9 protein-coding genes, 13 tRNA genes and 3 rRNA genes are annotated in these 17,824 nt (G+C 49.9%); all 25 read left to right on the forward strand.

The features are described 5' to 3' along the window. Positions 1-102 precede the first annotated feature (102 nt). The 25 genes from MKY98_RS01665 to MKY98_RS01785 all read left to right on the forward strand — a co-directional run bounded on the left by MKY98_RS01665 (position 103) and on the right by MKY98_RS01785 (position 17,810). Positions 103-1,377: an ABC transporter substrate-binding protein gene (locus MKY98_RS01665; RefSeq protein WP_029516820.1), complete on the forward strand. Its 1,275-nt coding sequence runs from the start codon at positions 103-105 to the stop codon at positions 1,375-1,377. A 61-nt stretch (positions 1,378-1,438) separates the two neighbouring features. Next, entirely contained in the window at positions 1,439-2,320 is an 882-nt protein-coding gene (locus MKY98_RS01670) for a carbohydrate ABC transporter permease (protein WP_029516819.1), read from the forward strand. Then, entirely contained in the window at positions 2,320-3,210 is an 891-nt protein-coding gene (locus tag MKY98_RS01675; RefSeq protein WP_029516818.1) for a carbohydrate ABC transporter permease, read from the forward strand. The genes MKY98_RS01670 and MKY98_RS01675 overlap by 1 nt, the downstream gene beginning before the upstream one ends. Positions 3,211-3,259: 49 nt before the next feature. After that, on the forward strand, positions 3,260-5,086 hold the full coding sequence (locus MKY98_RS01680; protein ID WP_069012567.1) for a protein O-GlcNAcase: 1,827 nt from the start codon (positions 3,260-3,262) through the stop codon (positions 5,084-5,086). 97 nt (positions 5,087-5,183) lie between these two features. Beyond that, complete coding sequence (locus tag MKY98_RS01685) at positions 5,184-6,725, forward strand: DUF4127 family protein (RefSeq protein ID WP_069012568.1); 1,542 nt, start codon at positions 5,184-5,186, stop codon at positions 6,723-6,725. Positions 6,726-6,730: 5 nt separating this feature from the next. Next, positions 6,731-7,450: an N-acetylmannosamine-6-phosphate 2-epimerase gene (locus MKY98_RS01690; protein WP_029516815.1), complete on the forward strand. Its 720-nt coding sequence runs from the start codon at positions 6,731-6,733 to the stop codon at positions 7,448-7,450. Continuing rightward, positions 7,428-8,267 carry a MurR/RpiR family transcriptional regulator gene (locus MKY98_RS01695; RefSeq protein ID WP_029516814.1) on the forward strand — a complete coding sequence of 280 codons (840 nt, stop codon included), beginning with the start codon at positions 7,428-7,430 and terminating at the stop codon, positions 8,265-8,267. Before MKY98_RS01690 ends, MKY98_RS01695 begins: the two co-directional genes overlap by 23 nt. Before the next feature lie 157 nt (positions 8,268-8,424). Then, entirely contained in the window at positions 8,425-9,360 is a 936-nt protein-coding gene (locus MKY98_RS01700) for an ROK family protein (protein ID WP_141695528.1), read from the forward strand. 25 nt (positions 9,361-9,385) lie between these two features. Continuing rightward, on the forward strand, positions 9,386-10,996 hold the full coding sequence (locus MKY98_RS01705) for an FAD-dependent oxidoreductase (protein WP_029516812.1): 1,611 nt from the start codon (positions 9,386-9,388) through the stop codon (positions 10,994-10,996). Between the two features lie 396 nt (positions 10,997-11,392). Then, a 16S ribosomal RNA gene (locus tag MKY98_RS01710) occupies positions 11,393-12,948 on the forward strand. Positions 12,949-13,302: 354 nt separating this feature from the next. Next, positions 13,303-16,232, forward strand: a 23S ribosomal RNA gene (locus MKY98_RS01715). Between the two features lie 151 nt (positions 16,233-16,383). After that, positions 16,384-16,500, forward strand: a 5S ribosomal RNA gene (gene rrf, locus MKY98_RS01720). Together the 16S, 23S and 5S rRNA genes with 13 tRNA genes alongside form the textbook arrangement of a ribosomal RNA operon. A 36-nt stretch (positions 16,501-16,536) precedes the next feature. Continuing rightward, positions 16,537-16,613: transfer RNA gene (locus tag MKY98_RS01725), tRNA-Ile, on the forward strand. Positions 16,614-16,635: 22 nt separating this feature from the next. Next, positions 16,636-16,711 (forward strand) — tRNA-Ala (locus MKY98_RS01730). Positions 16,712-16,715: 4 nt separating this feature from the next. Further along, positions 16,716-16,791 (forward strand) — tRNA-Asn (locus MKY98_RS01735). A gap of 35 nt (positions 16,792-16,826) precedes the next feature. Then, positions 16,827-16,900, forward strand: a tRNA-Met gene (locus MKY98_RS01740). A gap of 3 nt (positions 16,901-16,903) precedes the next feature. Continuing rightward, positions 16,904-16,995, forward strand: a tRNA-Ser gene (locus MKY98_RS01745). A gap of 32 nt (positions 16,996-17,027) precedes the next feature. Continuing rightward, a tRNA-Glu gene (locus tag MKY98_RS01750) sits at positions 17,028-17,099 on the forward strand. A gap of 6 nt (positions 17,100-17,105) precedes the next feature. Further along, positions 17,106-17,181 (forward strand) — tRNA-Val (locus MKY98_RS01755). A 30-nt stretch (positions 17,182-17,211) separates the two neighbouring features. Further along, positions 17,212-17,285 (forward strand) — tRNA-Met (locus MKY98_RS01760). 25 nt (positions 17,286-17,310) lie between these two features. Beyond that, a tRNA-Asp gene (locus MKY98_RS01765) sits at positions 17,311-17,387 on the forward strand. Between the two features lie 66 nt (positions 17,388-17,453). Then, positions 17,454-17,526 (forward strand) — tRNA-Phe (locus MKY98_RS01770). A gap of 26 nt (positions 17,527-17,552) precedes the next feature. Next, a tRNA-Thr gene (locus MKY98_RS01775) sits at positions 17,553-17,628 on the forward strand. A gap of 4 nt (positions 17,629-17,632) precedes the next feature. Further along, positions 17,633-17,718, forward strand: a tRNA-Tyr gene (locus MKY98_RS01780). Positions 17,719-17,737: 19 nt separating this feature from the next. Continuing rightward, positions 17,738-17,810 (forward strand) — tRNA-His (locus tag MKY98_RS01785). Positions 17,811-17,824 lie beyond the last annotated feature (14 nt).

Here is a 17,824-nt window from a genome sequence, read left to right on the forward strand (position 1 = left end):
AAATTATTCCTTCTAAATTTATTTTATTAAAAAAACGTTCCTTCTATAACGGTATTTCTGCTATAATTTGCCTTAATCAACTAAGAACAAGGGGGTCACCATGTGACAAAGAAAGCGAAAGGCAGGTTACGGTTGCTTGTATCTATGCTGGCGCTGGTTGTACTGCTGAGCAGCTGCGGTGGTGGAGGATCAAAGTCGGAAAAGGTTGACGGAGGGAAAGTAACACTGCAATTTTGGACCATTGCACTACAACCTACATTTACCCCGTATTTCAATCGGGTGATTGCCGATTATGAGCAGAAGAACCCCAATGTCAAAATTGACTGGAAGGATTACCCTTATGACGCAGTAACCAACAAGCTGTTGACAAGTATCGCTAGCAACAGCAGTCCGGATGTAGTTAATCTCAATACAGAATTTGCTAGCCAAATGGGCTCCAAGGGTGCGGTTGTTGATATGAACGAGCATTTGTCGCCCGAGGAAAAGGCTGCTTATTTCGAGGGTATTTATAATTCCACAGTCATTAACGGTAAAGCTTATGCGCTACCCTGGTATACCGGTACAGAAGTGCTTTACATGAATACAAAGCTGGTCAAAGCCGCCGGATTGGACCCTGCTCATCCGCCCAAAACCCGGGAGGAATTGTCTGAATGGGGCCGTCAGATCAATAGAAAAATTGGCAAGGCAGGCTATGCTCAGCAGCTTGTATCCAAGCTTTTCGCTGTGGACGGCATTCCTATTCTAAATAAAGAAAAGACAGCGGCGGCGTTCAATACACCAGAAGCAGTCACCATGATTGATAATCTAAAAAAACAGATGGAAGATGGCGTTGTACTCAAGGAAGACGCTGACTTCTCACAACAAGTGAAATATTATGCCGGCGAGCAGGTTGCTTTCGAGCTGGCAGGCCCCACGTTCATCAATTTTATCAAAACGGCAGCGCCAGACGTTTATAAGAACACAATTGCTGTCCCTGTCCCAACTGGCAAAGCCGATGTGCGGCTCTCCAACTCTATGGACTTGGTCGTACCTGCTAAGTCTGTACATGTGGACGAAGCAGTGAAATTTGCTGTTTTCTTGACAAACGCAGAGAGTCAAACTGCTTTTTCTAAAGCGGCGAATACACTACCTTCCACGAAAGACTCCATTAAGGATCCATATTTTACTCAGTCTGACAAATCATTAGAAGCACAAGCCAAGGTAGTATCCGCGCAAAGTTTGGATAAGGCGACAGATTATATGGTTGGTGTGCCCAATGCCAAAGATGTGAATAGTGCCATCGCGCGAGCCTTGCAAAATATTTTATTGAACGGAAGAGATACGAAGGAGACGCTAACTGCTCTGGAGCAGGAAGTAAACGATATTTTAAAGCAATAGGTTTGACAGGGGGGAGTGAATACTCCCCTGTTCATTTATCGAAATCAGGTGGTGATGCAGCATGATCAAATGGTTGAGGTCGGAGTCTTTTACGGCCTGGGCTTTTATGACGCCGGGACTGTTATTGCTTGCCGTCTTTGTATTTTGGCCTATTATTTACAGCATTCCGCTGGCATTGACAGACTACTCTGTCATATCAGATACCCATTTTGTCGGTTTGAATAATTTTGAAGCGGCGTTTAAGGACCGTAACTTTCTTATTTCGATTTGGAACTCATTGTTGTACGTGCTCATTGTCCCCTTTCTCCAAATTTTCTCCATCCTGATGGCCGTGCTTGTGAACAGCCGTATTCCGGGAATCAAAATATTCCGCACGACCTACTACATCCCTGTTGTGACTTCAATGGTAGCTGTAGCCTTAATTTGGAGCTGGCTGTTGGGCAATAACAGCGTAGTGAACTACTTGCTCATACAGATCGGCCTGATTAGCAAAGACATACACTGGTTATCGGACAGCAACTTGGCCTTGTATGTACTGATGTTCATCACAATGTGGAAGGGACTCGGGTATTATATGATGCTCTATCTGGCTGGATTACAAAACATTCCTCAAGATCTGTACGAAGCCGCTAGAGTCGACGGTGCAAGCCGATGGCGTCTGATTGTTCATATTACTCTTCCACTGCTAAGACCTTACGTTCTGTTCTGTACCCTTATATCACTCATGTCAGCTATCCGCGTATTTGATGAAGTATATGTACTAACCAAGGGTGGACCGGGAACGGCCACGTTGACATCGAGCTTGTATATTTTTCAAAAGGGGATGGAGCAGTTTAATTTTGGGTATGCTTCAGCGCTTGGCTTAATTGTCGGTGCAATGATTGCCGTACTTAGTATTATCGTATTCCGATTCAATAGGAAAGGTGGTGTCAATCCCTATTGATGAATCTAAAGGATGACAAATTGCTATGCTCATCTCTTCCTAAAAAGGAAAGTAGCCGCAGCATGCGCAGTCTCGCCCGAATGCTGAGAATGACGGTCATCTACATGCTTCTAGTGCTACTCGCCCTCTTTTTAATGGGACCGTTCCTCTGGCTGCTCAGCGTATCCCTCATGCCAGGCCGTAACATTTTTTCAACGCCGCCCGCTATTTTTCCGACCTTTATTAATTTCGACAACTATGTTCAGGTGTGGCAGTTCATGAATTTCCCGAAATATATGCTGAATACGGTCATCATTACGGTGTTGGGCGTTGTGCTCAATGTGGTACTCGCCAGTCTGACAGGATATCCCTTGGCTGTGTTTCGTTTTAAGGGTAAAAATCTGGTGTTTACGCTGCTGATTGCCACGATGATTATTCCTTCCTACACCGCATTTATTGTGCATTATCTGACCATTCAAGGGCTTCATCTGGGCAATACATATTTGGGTGTAGTGTTGCCTGGGGCAGTCTCCGTGTTCAACATTTTTCTGATGCGACAGACGTTTATTCATATTCCCACCGATGTACGTGATTCCGGTAAAATGGACGGCGCTTCGGAGTTTCGAATTTGGTGGCAGCTGGTGCTTCCGCTGGTCAAGCCAGCGCTTGCTGTAATTTCTCTGTTGGAGGCGATGTCGTTCTGGAACAGCTTTCTGTGGCCTATCGTTATTTTGAACGATACGGAGCTATATCCGCTAGCAGCTGCGCTCACGTATCTCAACGGTCAATTTGCCTATAACTTCGGCTGGATTGCTGCCGGCACAATGATTTCGGTACTGCCGATCATTATATTGTTCCTGTTTACACAGCGCTACTATATGGAAGGTTTGGCGGGAGCGGTAAAAGGATAGCCAGTAGTCACGGCTACGAAGAGCCTGTGAATGGAAGGAGACGATTGCGATGGAACTGTCCGAAGGAACGGGGCCTTATTCGAGTGTAGGGCTAGCACCGCAGGAGATTCAATATTATTTTCGTGATGTGTATGACAGCGGGGAAAGGCTGGTTATCTCCGAACCGCGACTGATCTGTGAACTGTCCTCTCGCTTTGCAATGAATCAGGAGTATGAAGGTGTGCTGGACCCTGAGGGACCGATCAAGCTTATTGTACCTCCAGGACCGGGTGTACCGACTGAAACACGGGGAAGCGTACAGTTGGTGCTCGAATATGACGGAACGCTTGCTGCAGACGGATATCGGTTGGACATTCAGAAGGACGGGCGAATTGAAGTCCATGCTTCCAATAAAAGAGGGCTCAAATACGGCATGGATGCCCTGCATCTCCTGCTTCAAGTGGAACAGGAGCGATGTACTCTGCCGGTGATGTCTATTCGGGATGAGCCTTCCTTCCCGGTCAGAGGAATTATTGAGGGCTTCTATGGGAAACCGTGGAGTTTCGCGGATCGGCTGGATGCCGTCCGTTTTATGGCTACGCATCGGATGAACACATTCATGTATGCCCCCAAGGATGATCCATATCATCGTGAGCTATGGAGAGAGCCGTACCCTGAGGATACGTTTGCCCAGATTTGCGAATTAAAGGAAGCCTGCGAACGGCATGAGGTTGATTTCCATTATTGTATCAGCCCAGGGAACGACCTGAGCTTTGGCAATGATGAAGACTTCCTTAAATTGACTGAAAAGCTGGCGGCCGTGATTGCGATTGGCGTACGTCATTTTTCTGTGTTAATGGATGACATTGACTACGTACTCAAAGGGGGAAATCGACATTTGCTGGGCCGCTCGGGTCACGCTCATGTCTTTTTGACGAACAAGGTGCATGCATGGCTAGCTGAACGACTGCCTGAATTTACGCTGACGGTCTGTCCTTCGGAATATTGGTCATATTGGGATACCGAATACAAAAAGGACTTCCGTGAGCGGCTGCATCCGGAGATTAAGGTGTTCTGGACCGGGTACTTTGTTTTTGCTCCACAGATTAGTCGCGAGCACGCCGCTGATAATCATGTATTCTTCGGGCATGAGCTGTGGCTGTGGGATAACATCCCGGTGAATGATTGTGACCATGATCGGTTATTCCTTGATCCGCTGCGCGGACGATATTCCGGGCTACCAGACTGTGGACATACCGGTATGGTGGCCAACCCGATGAATCAGTGGGAATGCTCCAAAGTGACGCTCATTACGATGTCCCACTATATGTGGAACAGTGAACGGTATATGCCTGAGCGATCTTGGGAATGGGCTGCGCAGGAGTTAGTGGGAGAGCGTGCGGATGAATTGATGTTTTTTTGTCGTCAAAACAGGAACAGCCGACTAGGCGGCAACGCGTATGAGGACGTGGACCTTGCTTTGCAAATGCGCGATATCCCTGCGCTGGATATGTACTTTGAGCGGCTGCTTCAGGCCGTGAGCGTCCTACGGAGCGTGCCTGCCGGTGATCCAGCAGCAGGATTCGTGTCCCAGGCCGCACCGTGGCTGGAACGCGCCGAGCTGGATGCGAGCCTGTGGCAGGTGCTGCGTCAAGCTGCACTCAGCAGCGAGCGACAGGACGATGCACAGTCGGGGGAGAGCGGCACGCCGAGGGAAGCTGTTGACGAGCAAGAGCCGTCACCTCTGACAGACGAAATCGTAGGAGAACTGCGAAGCGGTATCACTGCTTGCTTAGAAGCGGAGGCTCGGCTGGGTAGCAATCCGGCGATCCGTGCTGCTGCGCAGTGGGGTTATGTCGATCAGGACGAACAAGGAAAATATCGGCTGATTTTGTGAGTATTTGCGCTGGATTAAGCAACCAAGGCAGCATAGCTGCCCTGAAAATAATCATTTGCCGTTAGGATAACGGTAATTTTCAGGAGAGGTGGAACGTATGGTAAAGCCCAAAACCCGATTACTTTTTATACCGCTGGATGAGCGGCCCTGTAATTATCAATTTCCTTATTTACTGGCACAGGGCACAGACTTGGAGATGGAGCGGCCCCCATTAGAATGGATGGGACAAAAGAAAACCCCTGGCGATACGATCAGACTATGGGCATGGCTCGAAGAACGCGCAGCGGCGGCTGATGGAGCCATTGTTGCGATGGATACGTTGCTGTACGGAGGAATCGTACCTTCTCGACTACACAGTATGTCGAGCGAGCAGGTCAAAGATAGAGTGAATCGGCTTCGCAGGCTAAAACAGCTATATCCGCAACTGACCCTGTATGCATTTCAACTGATTATGCGCTGTCCGCAATATTCTTTGGCTGATGAAGAACCGGATTACTATGCCGATTGGGGTCGTGAGATATTCAGAAAGGGCTTCATTGAGCATCGTCAGGAGCTGGGGATTGCTACCGCAGAAGAGTTACTCGAATTAGCTGATATCAACGAGCGTCTGCCAATGGAAATATTGGATGATTACCTAGGGCGTCGCCATGTGAATTTGGAGGCCAATGAAGTTGCGCTGGATCTCGTAGCAGAAGGTATCATTGATTTTATGATCATCCCACAGGATGATTCGGCTCCCTACGGCTATACCGCCAAGGATCAGCAGCGGCTAAGAAGTCGTATTTCTGAGCTTGGGCTGGATTTGAATGTATACATGTACCCGGGGGCAGATGAAGTGGGTTGTACGTTGCTGGCTCGTTGGGTTAACAAGATGAATAATGTAGTCCCACTGGTGTATCCCCGATTGTCTGCTTTGCAGGGGGCATTCGTAGTACCGCTTTTTGAAGATCGCTATTTTTACGAAACCTTAAAATATCAGATTATGGCGGCAGGTGGGCTGATCGCTTCCTCAGCAACGGAGGCTGATTTGATTTTGTTGGCTAACACACCTGGTGACACGATGGCAGAGGCTTCATCCCAGCAGCGTGCAATGACCGGATATGATGTGCATCGGAATGTAATAGAGCTGGTTGAGTACGGTTCTTATATGCTGCAATATGCAGGTCAAAATGTTGCAGTTGCTGATGTGGGCTACGCCAACGGCGCAGATCTCAAGCTACTTAGACTATTGAAGCAAAAAGGACTGCTTTTTAAGCTGGCGGGTTATGCAGGCTGGAATACCAGTTCTAACACGCTGGGCACCGTCATTGCCCAGTCCATGCTGTATACCCACTATGGCTCTACGGAGGAACATTTGGATTTTCTGTCGCTGCGCTACGCCGAGGATGCCTGTTATTGCGCTGTGGTACGTACGGCTATGAATAACGGAATTGTGGAGCAGATGGGTTTTACCAAGTTTATGCTCGATGGACCGAGAGGCTCGGTAGCTGCGGTTATTCGCGGACGGCTGGAGCAGGCGCTCAATGAATATGTGAACGGGCCGGAAGGCCGCGTGGAAATTATAGATTGCTACATGCCGTGGAACCGCACCTTTGAAGTCGCATTAACCGTACGGCATCATGCTGAGAAGAGAGGGTGATTCCTATGGGAATGGAAGGTGTATTATCCAAAGTTCAGCACGGACTGATCGTGTCCTGTCAGGCGCTACCAGGCGAACCGTTACATGGAGCAGATTCTATGGTCAAAATGGCGCTTGCCGCACAGCAGGGTGGAGCTGTGGCGATACGCGCCAATGGCGCATCGGATGTACGTGCGATTAAACAGGCAATTTCTCTACCAGTGATTGGCTTGGTTAAGCGGGATTATGATGATTCTGATATTTACATTACGCCTACCCTTCGTGAAATGGAGGAACTGGTGGAGGCAGGCGCGGATATCATTGCGCTGGATGCCACATTACGACCGCGCCCAGCGGGATGCAAGCTGAAGAGGCTCATAGATTATGCCCATGAGCAGGGAGTCACTTCCATGGCAGATATATCGACACTGGAGGAGGCACTTCATGCGGCCTCCCTTGGCGCAGACTGCGTATCCACCACGTTATCCGGGTATACGCCGTACTCTGCTCAGATTGAGGGTCCTGATCTGGAGCTGGTTCGGAGAGCGTCGGAACTGGTTCCCGTTCCTTTAATTGCAGAGGGCAAAATCTATGATCCTGCGCAGGTTGAGGAAGCATTCCGAATGGGAGCACATGCAGTGGTTGTAGGCTCGGCGATTACCAGACCCCAATTGATTACGCAGCGGTTTGCCGATGCCGCAAGGAAGGCAGTGAAATGCATCTATGGAGATGAACGACCGAATTAAAACGTATTATCCTTCATTAACGAAATCGGAGCAGAAAGTTGCCTTGTGCGTACTGGAGCATCCCGCAGACATCATATATTTCTCTGTGACGGAGCTGGCGGATTTTGCAGGTACAGGCGAAACGACCGTCATGCGCTTTTGTCGGAAGATTGGTTTCAGAGGTTATCAGGATTTCCGACTGTCCCTAGCGCAAAACCAGACTTATCGTAAAACTGATATGGGCGAGGAGAACATCGACCCAGATGACGAACAAGATATTACGCGCACGGTGTATCACAACATGCTCGATATTTTGCACTCCAGTATGGGGCTGCTGGACCATTCAGAGCTTGGTCGTGCGATTGCGTGTCTCGATCAAGCGGGCTATGTTCAATTTTTCGGCGTAGGTGCTTCGGGGATTTCCGCGCAGGATGCTAAAAACCGTTTCTTACGCATCGGGCGTCGCGCCGAGGCTGTGGCAGACGGACATATTCAGTCGATGATGGCGGTGTCCATGAACCCGGGTGATGTGGCTATCGGCATTAGTGTATCAGGAAGTACGCTGGATACGAACGATATGCTGTATAAAGCCAAGCAAAACGGTGCAACTGTTATCGCAATTACAAATTATGCGAAATCACCCATTACCTCCATTGCAGATATCGTGTTGCTAACAGCGGGCAAAGAAGCGCCGATAGAAGGTGGTTCAATCGGTGCTAAAATCTCACAACTATTCGTGATTGACCTCATCTGCGAAGGGCTTGCTCGCAAGCACACGAGTCACACCAAACAGATGAAGGAAAAAACAGCGAGGGCCGTTATTGAACGAAGCTATTGAGATTTTTCAGTTGTGAATTGAAAACTGTGCGTTTCGACAGGTTCAATGACTTGTGTTTGTGGTGCTTATGAATGGCTATTTCATGTATTGCTATTAATAGAAGGTTTGTACAAAGAGCTAGTAAGCTTTTATGTAGGGTAACAAGGAGGTTGGTGTGGTGGCAGCTGCTGTGAACAGAGTCATTGGAATCGACATTGGGGGCACATCGGTGAAGGCCGCCATAGTGGCACGGGACGGATCGGTGCTTGATGAAATCCGGCTGGATACGGACGCTTCCCGGGGACGTGAATGGGTATTGTCGCAGGTGTCAGAATCTGTGCTCGGACTGTTGCGTTCTTTTGGAGATACCAGCCTCGGTGCCCATATAGATGTAGGCGCTCTTGGCATTGCTACTGCTGGCAGAGTAAATGTGGAGAGCGGCGAAGTTGTGTATGCCACAGATAACCTACCTGGCTGGCAAGGTACATCCTTAGTAACATGGGCTAGGGAAAAACTGGCTTTACGAGCGGTTGCTGATAATGATGCGAACGCCGCTTTACTTGGAGAAGCGTGGCAGGGAGCGGGGAAGGGCAAGCGACGCTTGGTGATGCTCACGTTGGGAACAGGTGTCGGAGGTGCATATATGGAAAATGGCCTCTTGTGCAGAGGGGCTCATTGGAGCGGCGGTGATTGGGGGCACAGTATTCTATTCCCCGGAGGACACCCCTGTAATTGCGGAAGAAAAGGGTGCGCCGAGCAATATGTATCGGGGAGCGCCCTCTTACGTCGAGGTAGGGAACACGTCGGTAAATTGTACCGCTCGGGGAACGAGATTGTGAAAGAAGCCGCTCACGGTAACCAGGAAGCAATCCAGGTGCTGGATGATTACACCGCAGATTTAGCTGTACTTCTAGCTAACATCTCAGTGACTCTTGATCCTGAGGGGATCATTGTAGGCGGAGGAGTATCGGACACGGGAGAGGTCTGGTGGCCCATGCTGGAAAAGCATCTGCACCCATTTGGAGTTCAAACGGAAGTAAGTCGGGCATTGTTGGGCAATCGCGCTGGAATTATCGGTGCTGCACGGCTTGCCTTCGAAATGACCGAGTCCTAGTACAAGAATGAAAGGGGAACGAACCATGACGCAAAAACGGCTTGATACCGACATTGTTGTGATTGGCGGAGGTCTGGGGGGGACATCGGCAGCTCTTGCGGCGGCGAAGGCTGGCATGAGAGTCATCGTGACAGAGGAGACGGACTGGTTAGGGGGGCAGTTAACTTCACAGGCGGTTCCCCCAGATGAGCATCGATGGATCGAACAATTTGGTTGCACAGCAACATACCGTGAGTTCCGTAATCGTGTACGTGACTATTACCGTCAGAACTATCCGTTAACCGAAGAAGCTCGAAATAATCCCATTCTCAACCCTGGGAACGGTTGGGTAAGCCGTCTGGCCCATGAACCACGGGTAGCTCTGCGGGTGCTTGAAGATATGCTCGCTCCCTATTTGAATACGGGGCGCGTTCATGTATACTATCACACCGTGCCTATTGCCGTTCAGACGGATGGGGACTGTATTACTTCTGTAACTGTCCGTACCTCGAATAGCGCTGATTATAAGTGTGGATTTAGAGTGCTGCACGGAGCGTTTTATCTGGATGCGACAGAGTGTGGTGATCTCCTTCCAATGGCAGGAGTGGAGCATACGAGTGGAGCGGAGTCGCGGGCTGCTACGGGTGAGCCTCATGCACTGGAGTGTGCTAACCCTTTTGATATGCAATCTATCACACATGTGGCTGCCGTAGACTATATTCCCCAGGAAAGCTTCATTATAGAGCGGCCGCAACAATATGATTTCTGGAGAAATTATATTCCTTCCTTTTCCCGTTTTCCGATTTTGAGCTGGTTTGCTACTGACGCGGATGATACCAGTAAACTAAAACAGTTCACATTGTTTCCTAACGATCAGGGCATTGTATCCTTATGGGATTATCGTCGTATTGTAGATCCCTCGATATGGAGCAAACCGCTAAATGATGGTGAGGTAACTCTTTTAAACTGGGCGCAAAATGATTATTACCTTGGGCCATTGATCGGTGTCACTGCTCAGGAGCAGGCAAAACATCGAGAAGGAGCGCGTGAGTTGACTCGTTCATTAATATATTGGCTTCAAACCGAAGCGCCCCGGTTAGATGGAGGGTTCGGCTATCCGGGAATTCGACTACGGGGTGATGTTCTCGGCACATCTGACGGTCTGGCTAAAACGGCTTATATTCGCGAGTCACGCCGAATTCAGGCCAAGTATATGATATCTGAGTTTGATGTAAGTCGTGAGCTTCGGGGAGAAGAGGGACCCAAGCGATATATAGATAGTGTAGGTGTAGGTAGCTATCATTTGGATCTTCATCCAACTACGGTATCTCAGCGAACATTCTACATCCCTAACTATCCTTATGAAATTCCATTGGGCTCACTTATTCCGGTGAGGGTGCGCAATTTACTTCCTGCCTGCAAAAATATAGGGATGACCCAAATAGCCAATGGCTGCTATCGATTGCATCCTACAGAATGGAATATAGGAGAATCATCAGGAAGTCTAGCGGCTTACTGTGTCTCCAACGAAGTATATCCCATTGAAGTGAGCCGATCAGCAGAGCATCTTGGATGTTTTCAAAATGTTCTTCTTCGCCAAGGTGTGGAACTGCACTGGCCTGCAGAGGTATTTGAGCCAGAGGAAGTCATCAGCTAATGAAGGGGCAACTAGCCCCTCGACTGATTTTAAATGAGCTGAAAGATGAGTGGATTTATTCTAAAATAAAAAAAACAAAAAAAAGTGCTTGCTAAGTTGCTGGGGTTTATGATATATTATTTGAGCTGACAACAAAACAGCAGTTTCAAAAGCGAAAAGCTTGGGTGAAATGATTTTTAAAAAAAAAGAAAAAAATAGCCCTTGCATTTTTGAAACGAACATGATATGATCTTATAGCTGCTGAAAAACGCAGCGAAAGAAAAATGTTTGATCTTTGAAAACTGAACAACGAGTGAGTAAAACGATTTTGTTCGCAAAATCAAACAAGAGATATTTTATCTCGTCAGTTTCAACATGAGCTTATCGCTCTTTCTATAAACCAGCTTCGGTTGGTCTTTAATGGAGAGTTTGATCCTGGCTCAGGACGAACGCTGGCGGCGTGCCTAATACATGCAAGTCGAGCGGGGTTAGTTAGAAGCTTGCTTCTAACTAACCTAGCGGCGGACGGGTGAGTAACACGTAGGCAACCTGCCCACAAGACAGGGATAACTACCGGAAACGGTAGCTAATACCCGATACATCCTTTTCCTGCATGGGCGAAGGAGGAAAGACGGAGCAATCTGTCACTTGTGGATGGGCCTGCGGCGCATTAGCTAGTTGGTGGGGTAAAGGCCTACCAAGGCGACGATGCGTAGCCGACCTGAGAGGGTGATCGGCCACACTGGGACTGAGACACGGCCCAGACTCCTACGGGAGGCAGCAGTAGGGAATCTTCCGCAATGGGCGAAAGCCTGACGGAGCAACGCCGCGTGAGTGATGAAGGTTTTCGGATCGTAAAGCTCTGTTGCCAGGGAAGAACGTCTTGTAGAGTAACTGCTACAAGAGTGACGGTACCTGAGAAGAAAGCCCCGGCTAACTACGTGCCAGCAGCCGCGGTAATACGTAGGGGGCAAGCGTTGTCCGGAATTATTGGGCGTAAAGCGCGCGCAGGCGGCTCTTTAAGTCTGGTGTTTAATCCCGAGGCTCAACTTCGGGTCGCACTGGAAACTGGGGAGCTTGAGTGCAGAAGAGGAGAGTGGAATTCCACGTGTAGCGGTGAAATGCGTAGAGATGTGGAGGAACACCAGTGGCGAAGGCGACTCTCTGGGCTGTAACTGACGCTGAGGCGCGAAAGCGTGGGGAGCAAACAGGATTAGATACCCTGGTAGTCCACGCCGTAAACGATGAATGCTAGGTGTTAGGGGTTTCGATACCCTTGGTGCCGAAGTTAACACATTAAGCATTCCGCCTGGGGAGTACGGTCGCAAGACTGAAACTCAAAGGAATTGACGGGGACCCGCACAAGCAGTGGAGTATGTGGTTTAATTCGAAGCAACGCGAAGAACCTTACCAGGTCTTGACATCCCTCTGACCGGTCTAGAGATAGACCTTTCCTTCGGGACAGAGGAGACAGGTGGTGCATGGTTGTCGTCAGCTCGTGTCGTGAGATGTTGGGTTAAGTCCCGCAACGAGCGCAACCCTTATGCTTAGTTGCCAGCAGGTCAAGCTGGGCACTCTAAGCAGACTGCCGGTGACAAACCGGAGGAAGGTGGGGATGACGTCAAATCATCATGCCCCTTATGACCTGGGCTACACACGTACTACAATGGCCGGTACAACGGGAAGCGAAGCCGCGAGGTGGAGCCAATCCTAGAAAAGCCGGTCTCAGTTCGGATTGTAGGCTGCAACTCGCCTACATGAAGTCGGAATTGCTAGTAATCGCGGATCAGCATGCCGCGGTGAATACGTTCCCGGGTCTTGTACACACCGCCCGTCACACCACGAGAGTTTACAACACCCGAAGTCGGTGGGGTAACCCGCAAGGGAGCCAGCCGCCGAAGGTGGGGTAGATGATTGGGGTGAAGTCGTAACAAGGTAGCCGTATCGGAAGGTGCGGCTGGATCACCTCCTTTCTATGGAGAATCGTTTCCTGCAACGGAAACATTCAAATATGAAGCATTAGCTTCAAAACTCAGGTTTAGGCCTGTTACTCACTCGTTGCTCAGTTTTGAGAGCTCAAACTCTCAACATACTGCATGAATATCATCTACTCGGTTGAGTTAGACCGATATTCACACAGGCTACAGTTTCATCGAAACTGTATTGCACCTTGAAAACTGGATACCGAAACGAAATTGCGTTTTAGAATATTCCTTTAAGCTGATCTTGTGTAAACAAGTGAAATAAAGGTAGCTGCCTTGAATTTCATTCACACGTAAGTGTTGAACCGAAATTCAAAGCAAATCGTATTTACGATGTAAATACTAGGTTAAGCTACAAAGAGCACACGGAGGATGCCTAGGCGCCAGGAGCCGACGAAGGACGTGGCGAACAACGATAAAGCCTCGGGGAGCTGTAAGCAAGCTTTGATCCGGGGATGTCCGAATGGGGAAACCCGGCTGTCTTCATCGACAGTCACTTTCTGCTGAATACATAGGCAGAATAGAGGCAGACCAGGGGAACTGAAACATCTAAGTACCCTGAGGAAGAGAAAACAATAGTGATTCCGTCAGTAGCGGCGAGCGAACGCGGATTAGCCCAAACCAAGGAGCTTGCTCCTTGGGGTTGTGGGACGTCTCACATGGAGTTACAAAGGAACCGGTTAGATGAAGAGGTCTGGAAAGGCCCGCCAGAGAAGGTAAAAGCCCTGTAGTTCAAAACTTGTTCTCTCCGAGACGGATCCCGAGTAGTGCGGGGCACGTGAAACCCCGTATGAATCCGGCAGGACCATCTGCCAAGGCTAAATACTCCCTGGCGACCGATAGTGAAGCAGTACCGTGAGGGAAAGGTGAAAAGCACCCCGGAAGGGGAGTGAAATAGATCCTGAAACCGTGTGCTTACAAGAAGTCAGAGCCCGATCTATGGGTGATGGCGTGCCTTTTGTAGAATGAACCGGCGAGTTACGTTCCCGTGCAAGGTTAAGGTGAAGAGCTGAAGCCGCAGCGAAAGCGAGTCTGAATAGGGCGATCTTTAGTACGTGGACGTAGACCCGAAACCGGGTGATCTACCCCTGTCCAGGGTGAAGGTGCGGTAACACGCACTGGAGGCCCGAACCCACGCATGTTGAAAAATGCGGGGATGAGGTGGGGGTAGCGGAGAAATTCCAATCGAACCCGGAGATAGCTGGTTCTCCCCGAAATAGCTTTAGGGCTAGCCTCGGAAAGAAGAATCGTGGAGGTAGAGCACTGATTGGGTGCGGGGCCCGCAAGGGTTACCAAGCTCAGTCAAACTCCGAATGCCATAGATTTAGTTCCGGGAGTCAGACAGTGAGTGCTAAGATCCATTGTCGAAAGGGAAACAGCCCAGACCATCAGCTAAGGTCCCCAAGTGTGTGTTAAGTGGGAAAGGATGTGGAGTTGCACAGACAACCAGGATGTTGGCTTAGAAGCAGCCACCATTGAAAGAGTGCGTAATAGCTCACTGGTCGAGTGACTCTGCGCCGAAAATGTAACGGGGCTAAACACACCACCGAAGCTATGGCTTGATGCTTGCATCAGGGGTAGGGGAGCGTTGAATGCGGGTTGAAGGTGTACCGTAAGGAGCGCTGGACTGCATTCAAGTGAGAATGCCGGTATGAGTAACGAAAAGATCTGTGAGAATCAGATCCGCCGAAAGCCTAAGGGTTCCTGAGGAAGGTTCGTCCGCTCAGGGTAAGTCGGGACCTAAGGCGAGGCCGATAGGCGTAGTCGAAGGACAACAGGTCGAAATTCCTGTACCACCGTAATCCGTTATGAGCGATGGGGTGACGCAGTAGGGTAGTGACGCGGACGGATGGATGTCCGTCTAAGCAGTGAGGCTGGTGTGTAGGCAAATCCGCACATCGTTAAGGCTGGGCTGTGATGGGGAGCGAAAATTGTAGTAGCGAAGGTCATGATCTCAGACTGCCAAGAAAAGCCTCTAGCCAGGAGAAGGTGCCCGTACCGCAAACCGACACAGGTAGGCGAGAAGAGAATTCTAAGGCGCGCGGAAGAACTCTCGTTAAGGAACTCGGCAAAATGACCCCGTAACTTCGGGAGAAGGGGTGCCTCGGTAGGGTGAATAGCCCGAGGGGGCCGCAGTGAAAAGGCCCAAGCGACTGTTTAGCAAAAACACAGGTCTGTGCGAAGCCGCAAGGCGAAGTATACGGGCTGACGCCTGCCCGGTGCTGGAAGGTTAAGGGGAGTGGTAAGCTCGCAAGAGCGAAGCTATGAACCGAAGCCCCAGTAAACGGCGGCCGTAACTATAACGGTCCTAAGGTAGCGAAATTCCTTGTCAGGTAAATTCTGACCCGCACGAATGGCGTAACGACTTGGGCGCTGTCTCAACGAGAGATCCGGTGAAATTTTAATACCTGTGAAGATGCAGGTTACCCGCGACAAGACGGAAAGACCCCATGGAGCTTTACTGCAGCTTGATATTGAATTTGGGTACGATCTGTACAGGATAGGTGGGAGCCGTCGAACTTTGAGCGCCAGCTTGAAGGGAGGCATCCTTGGGATACCACCCTGATCGTATCTAGGTTCTAACTTGGTACCGTAAACCGGTGCGAGGACAGTGTCAGGTGGGCAGTTTGACTGGGGCGGTCGCCTCCTAAAGAGTAACGGAGGCGCCCCAAGGTTCCCTCAGAATGGTTGGAAATCATTCGAAGAGTGCAAAGGCAGAAGGGAGCTTGACTGCGAGACCTACAAGTCGAGCAGGGACGAAAGTCGGGCTTAGTGATCCGGTGGTACCGCATGGAAGGGCCATCGCTCAACGGATAAAAGCTACCCTGGGGATAACAGGCTTATCTCCCCCAAGAGTCCACATCGACGGGGAGGTTTGGCACCTCGATGTCGGCTCATCGCATCCTGGGGCTGAAGTAGGTCCCAAGGGTTGGGCTGTTCGCCCATTAAAGCGGTACGCGAGCTGGGTTCAGAACGTCGTGAGACAGTTCGGTCCCTATCTGTCGTGGGCGTAGGAAATTTGAGAGGAGCTGTCCTTAGTACGAGAGGACCGGGATGGACGTACCGCTGGTGTACCAGTTGTTCCGCCAGGAGCACCGCTGGGTAGCTATGTACGGAAGGGATAAGCGCTGAAAGCATCTAAGCGTGAAGCCCCCCTCAAGATGAGATTTCCCAGTATGTAAGACCCCTTGAAGACGACGAGGTAGATAGGTTGGGGGTGGAAGTGCAGTAATGCATGGAGCTGACCAATACTAATCGGTCGAGGGCTTATCCTAAAGATAAAGCGCAATGAGTTTCGGATCCAGTTTTCAGGGTGTAACCTTGAAGGTATGTACAAGTGACATACGACAAGCGCATGGCTATTCATTCACACAATAAGTGATGAACCGAATAACCTTACGGAAGAATTTGCGTAGCAAATTCATGTTTGGTGGCGATAGCGGAGGGGTTCCACACGTACCCATCCCGAACACGACCGTTAAGCCCTCCAGCGCCGATGGTACTTGGACCGCAGGGTCCTGGGAGAGTAGGACGTCGCCAAGCGATATCCTTTAGAGGATGATAAATTTTTACATGTTAGGGCCTTTAGCTCAGCTGGTTAGAGCGCACCCCTGATAAGGGTGAGGTCGGTGGTTCGAGTCCACTAAGGCCCACCACTTCTAGAATAACAAAAAGATTGGGGCCATAGCTCAGCTGGGAGAGCGCCTGCCTTGCACGCAGGAGGTCAGCGGTTCGATCCCGCTTGGCTCCACCAATATTCCCTGATAGCTCAGTTGGTAGAGCACTCGACTGTTAATCGAGTTGTCACAGGTTCGAGTCCTGTTCGGGGAGCCATATTTTGAATATTTCTGACTTTTATATATTAAGGTGGCGGCGTAGCTCAGCTGGCTAGAGCGTACGGTTCATACCCGTGAGGTCGGGGGTTCGATCCCCTCTGCCGCTACTCGGAGAGATACCCAAGTGGCTATAAGGGGACCCTCTGCTAAGGGGTTAGACTGCGAAAGTGGTGCGAGGGTTCGAATCCCTCTCTCTCCGCCATAAATTTATTGAGACCAGAACTTATTTTGCAAGGCCCGTTGGTCAAGGGGTTAAGACACCTCCCTTTCACGGAGGTAACAGGGGTTCGAATCCCCTACGGGTCATAATATGGAGGCTTAGCTCAGCTGGGAGAGCATCTGCCTTACAAGCAGAGGGTCGGGGGTTCGATCCCCTCAGCCTCCACCATAAGAAAAATTGAGAAATGCTTTTTAATGTCGCGGGGTGGAGCAGTTCGGTAGCTCGTCGGGCTCATAACCCGAAGGTCGTAGGTTCAAATCCTGCCCCCGCAATTAATTTCCTATTGGAAATGCCTCTGGAACTGTGGTGTAGAGGCCTAACATGCCTGCCTGTCACGCAGGAGATCGCGGGTTCGAATCCCGTCAGTTCCGCCATTTTAGCTTCATATATAATTGGCATATATAGTGCGGATTATATGATGTAGTAATAAAATTTAATATGGCTCGGTAGCTCAGTCGGTAGAGCAGAGGACTGAAAATCCTCGTGTCGGCGGTTCGATTCCGTCCCGAGCCACCTTTCAAGTGGGAAATGAGTAATGTGCCGGTGTAGCTCAACTGGTAGAGCAACTGACTTGTAATCAGTAGGTTGGGGGTTCAAGTCCTCTCGCCGGCACCATTTTGGAGGATTAGCGAAGTGGCCAAACGCATCAGACTGTAAATCTGCTCCCTTACGGGTTCGGTGGTTCGAATCCATCATCCTCCACCAGTCTTTTCATAATCATATGGCGGTCGTGGCGAAGTGGTTAACGCACCGGACTGTGACTCCGGCATTCGTGGGTTCAAGCCCCATCGGCCGCCCTTTATTCTTAATT

The organism is Paenibacillus sp. FSL M8-0228, from assembly GCF_038007385.1.
GTDB classification, from domain to species: Bacteria; Bacillota; Bacilli; order Paenibacillales; family Paenibacillaceae; genus Paenibacillus; species Paenibacillus polymyxa_D.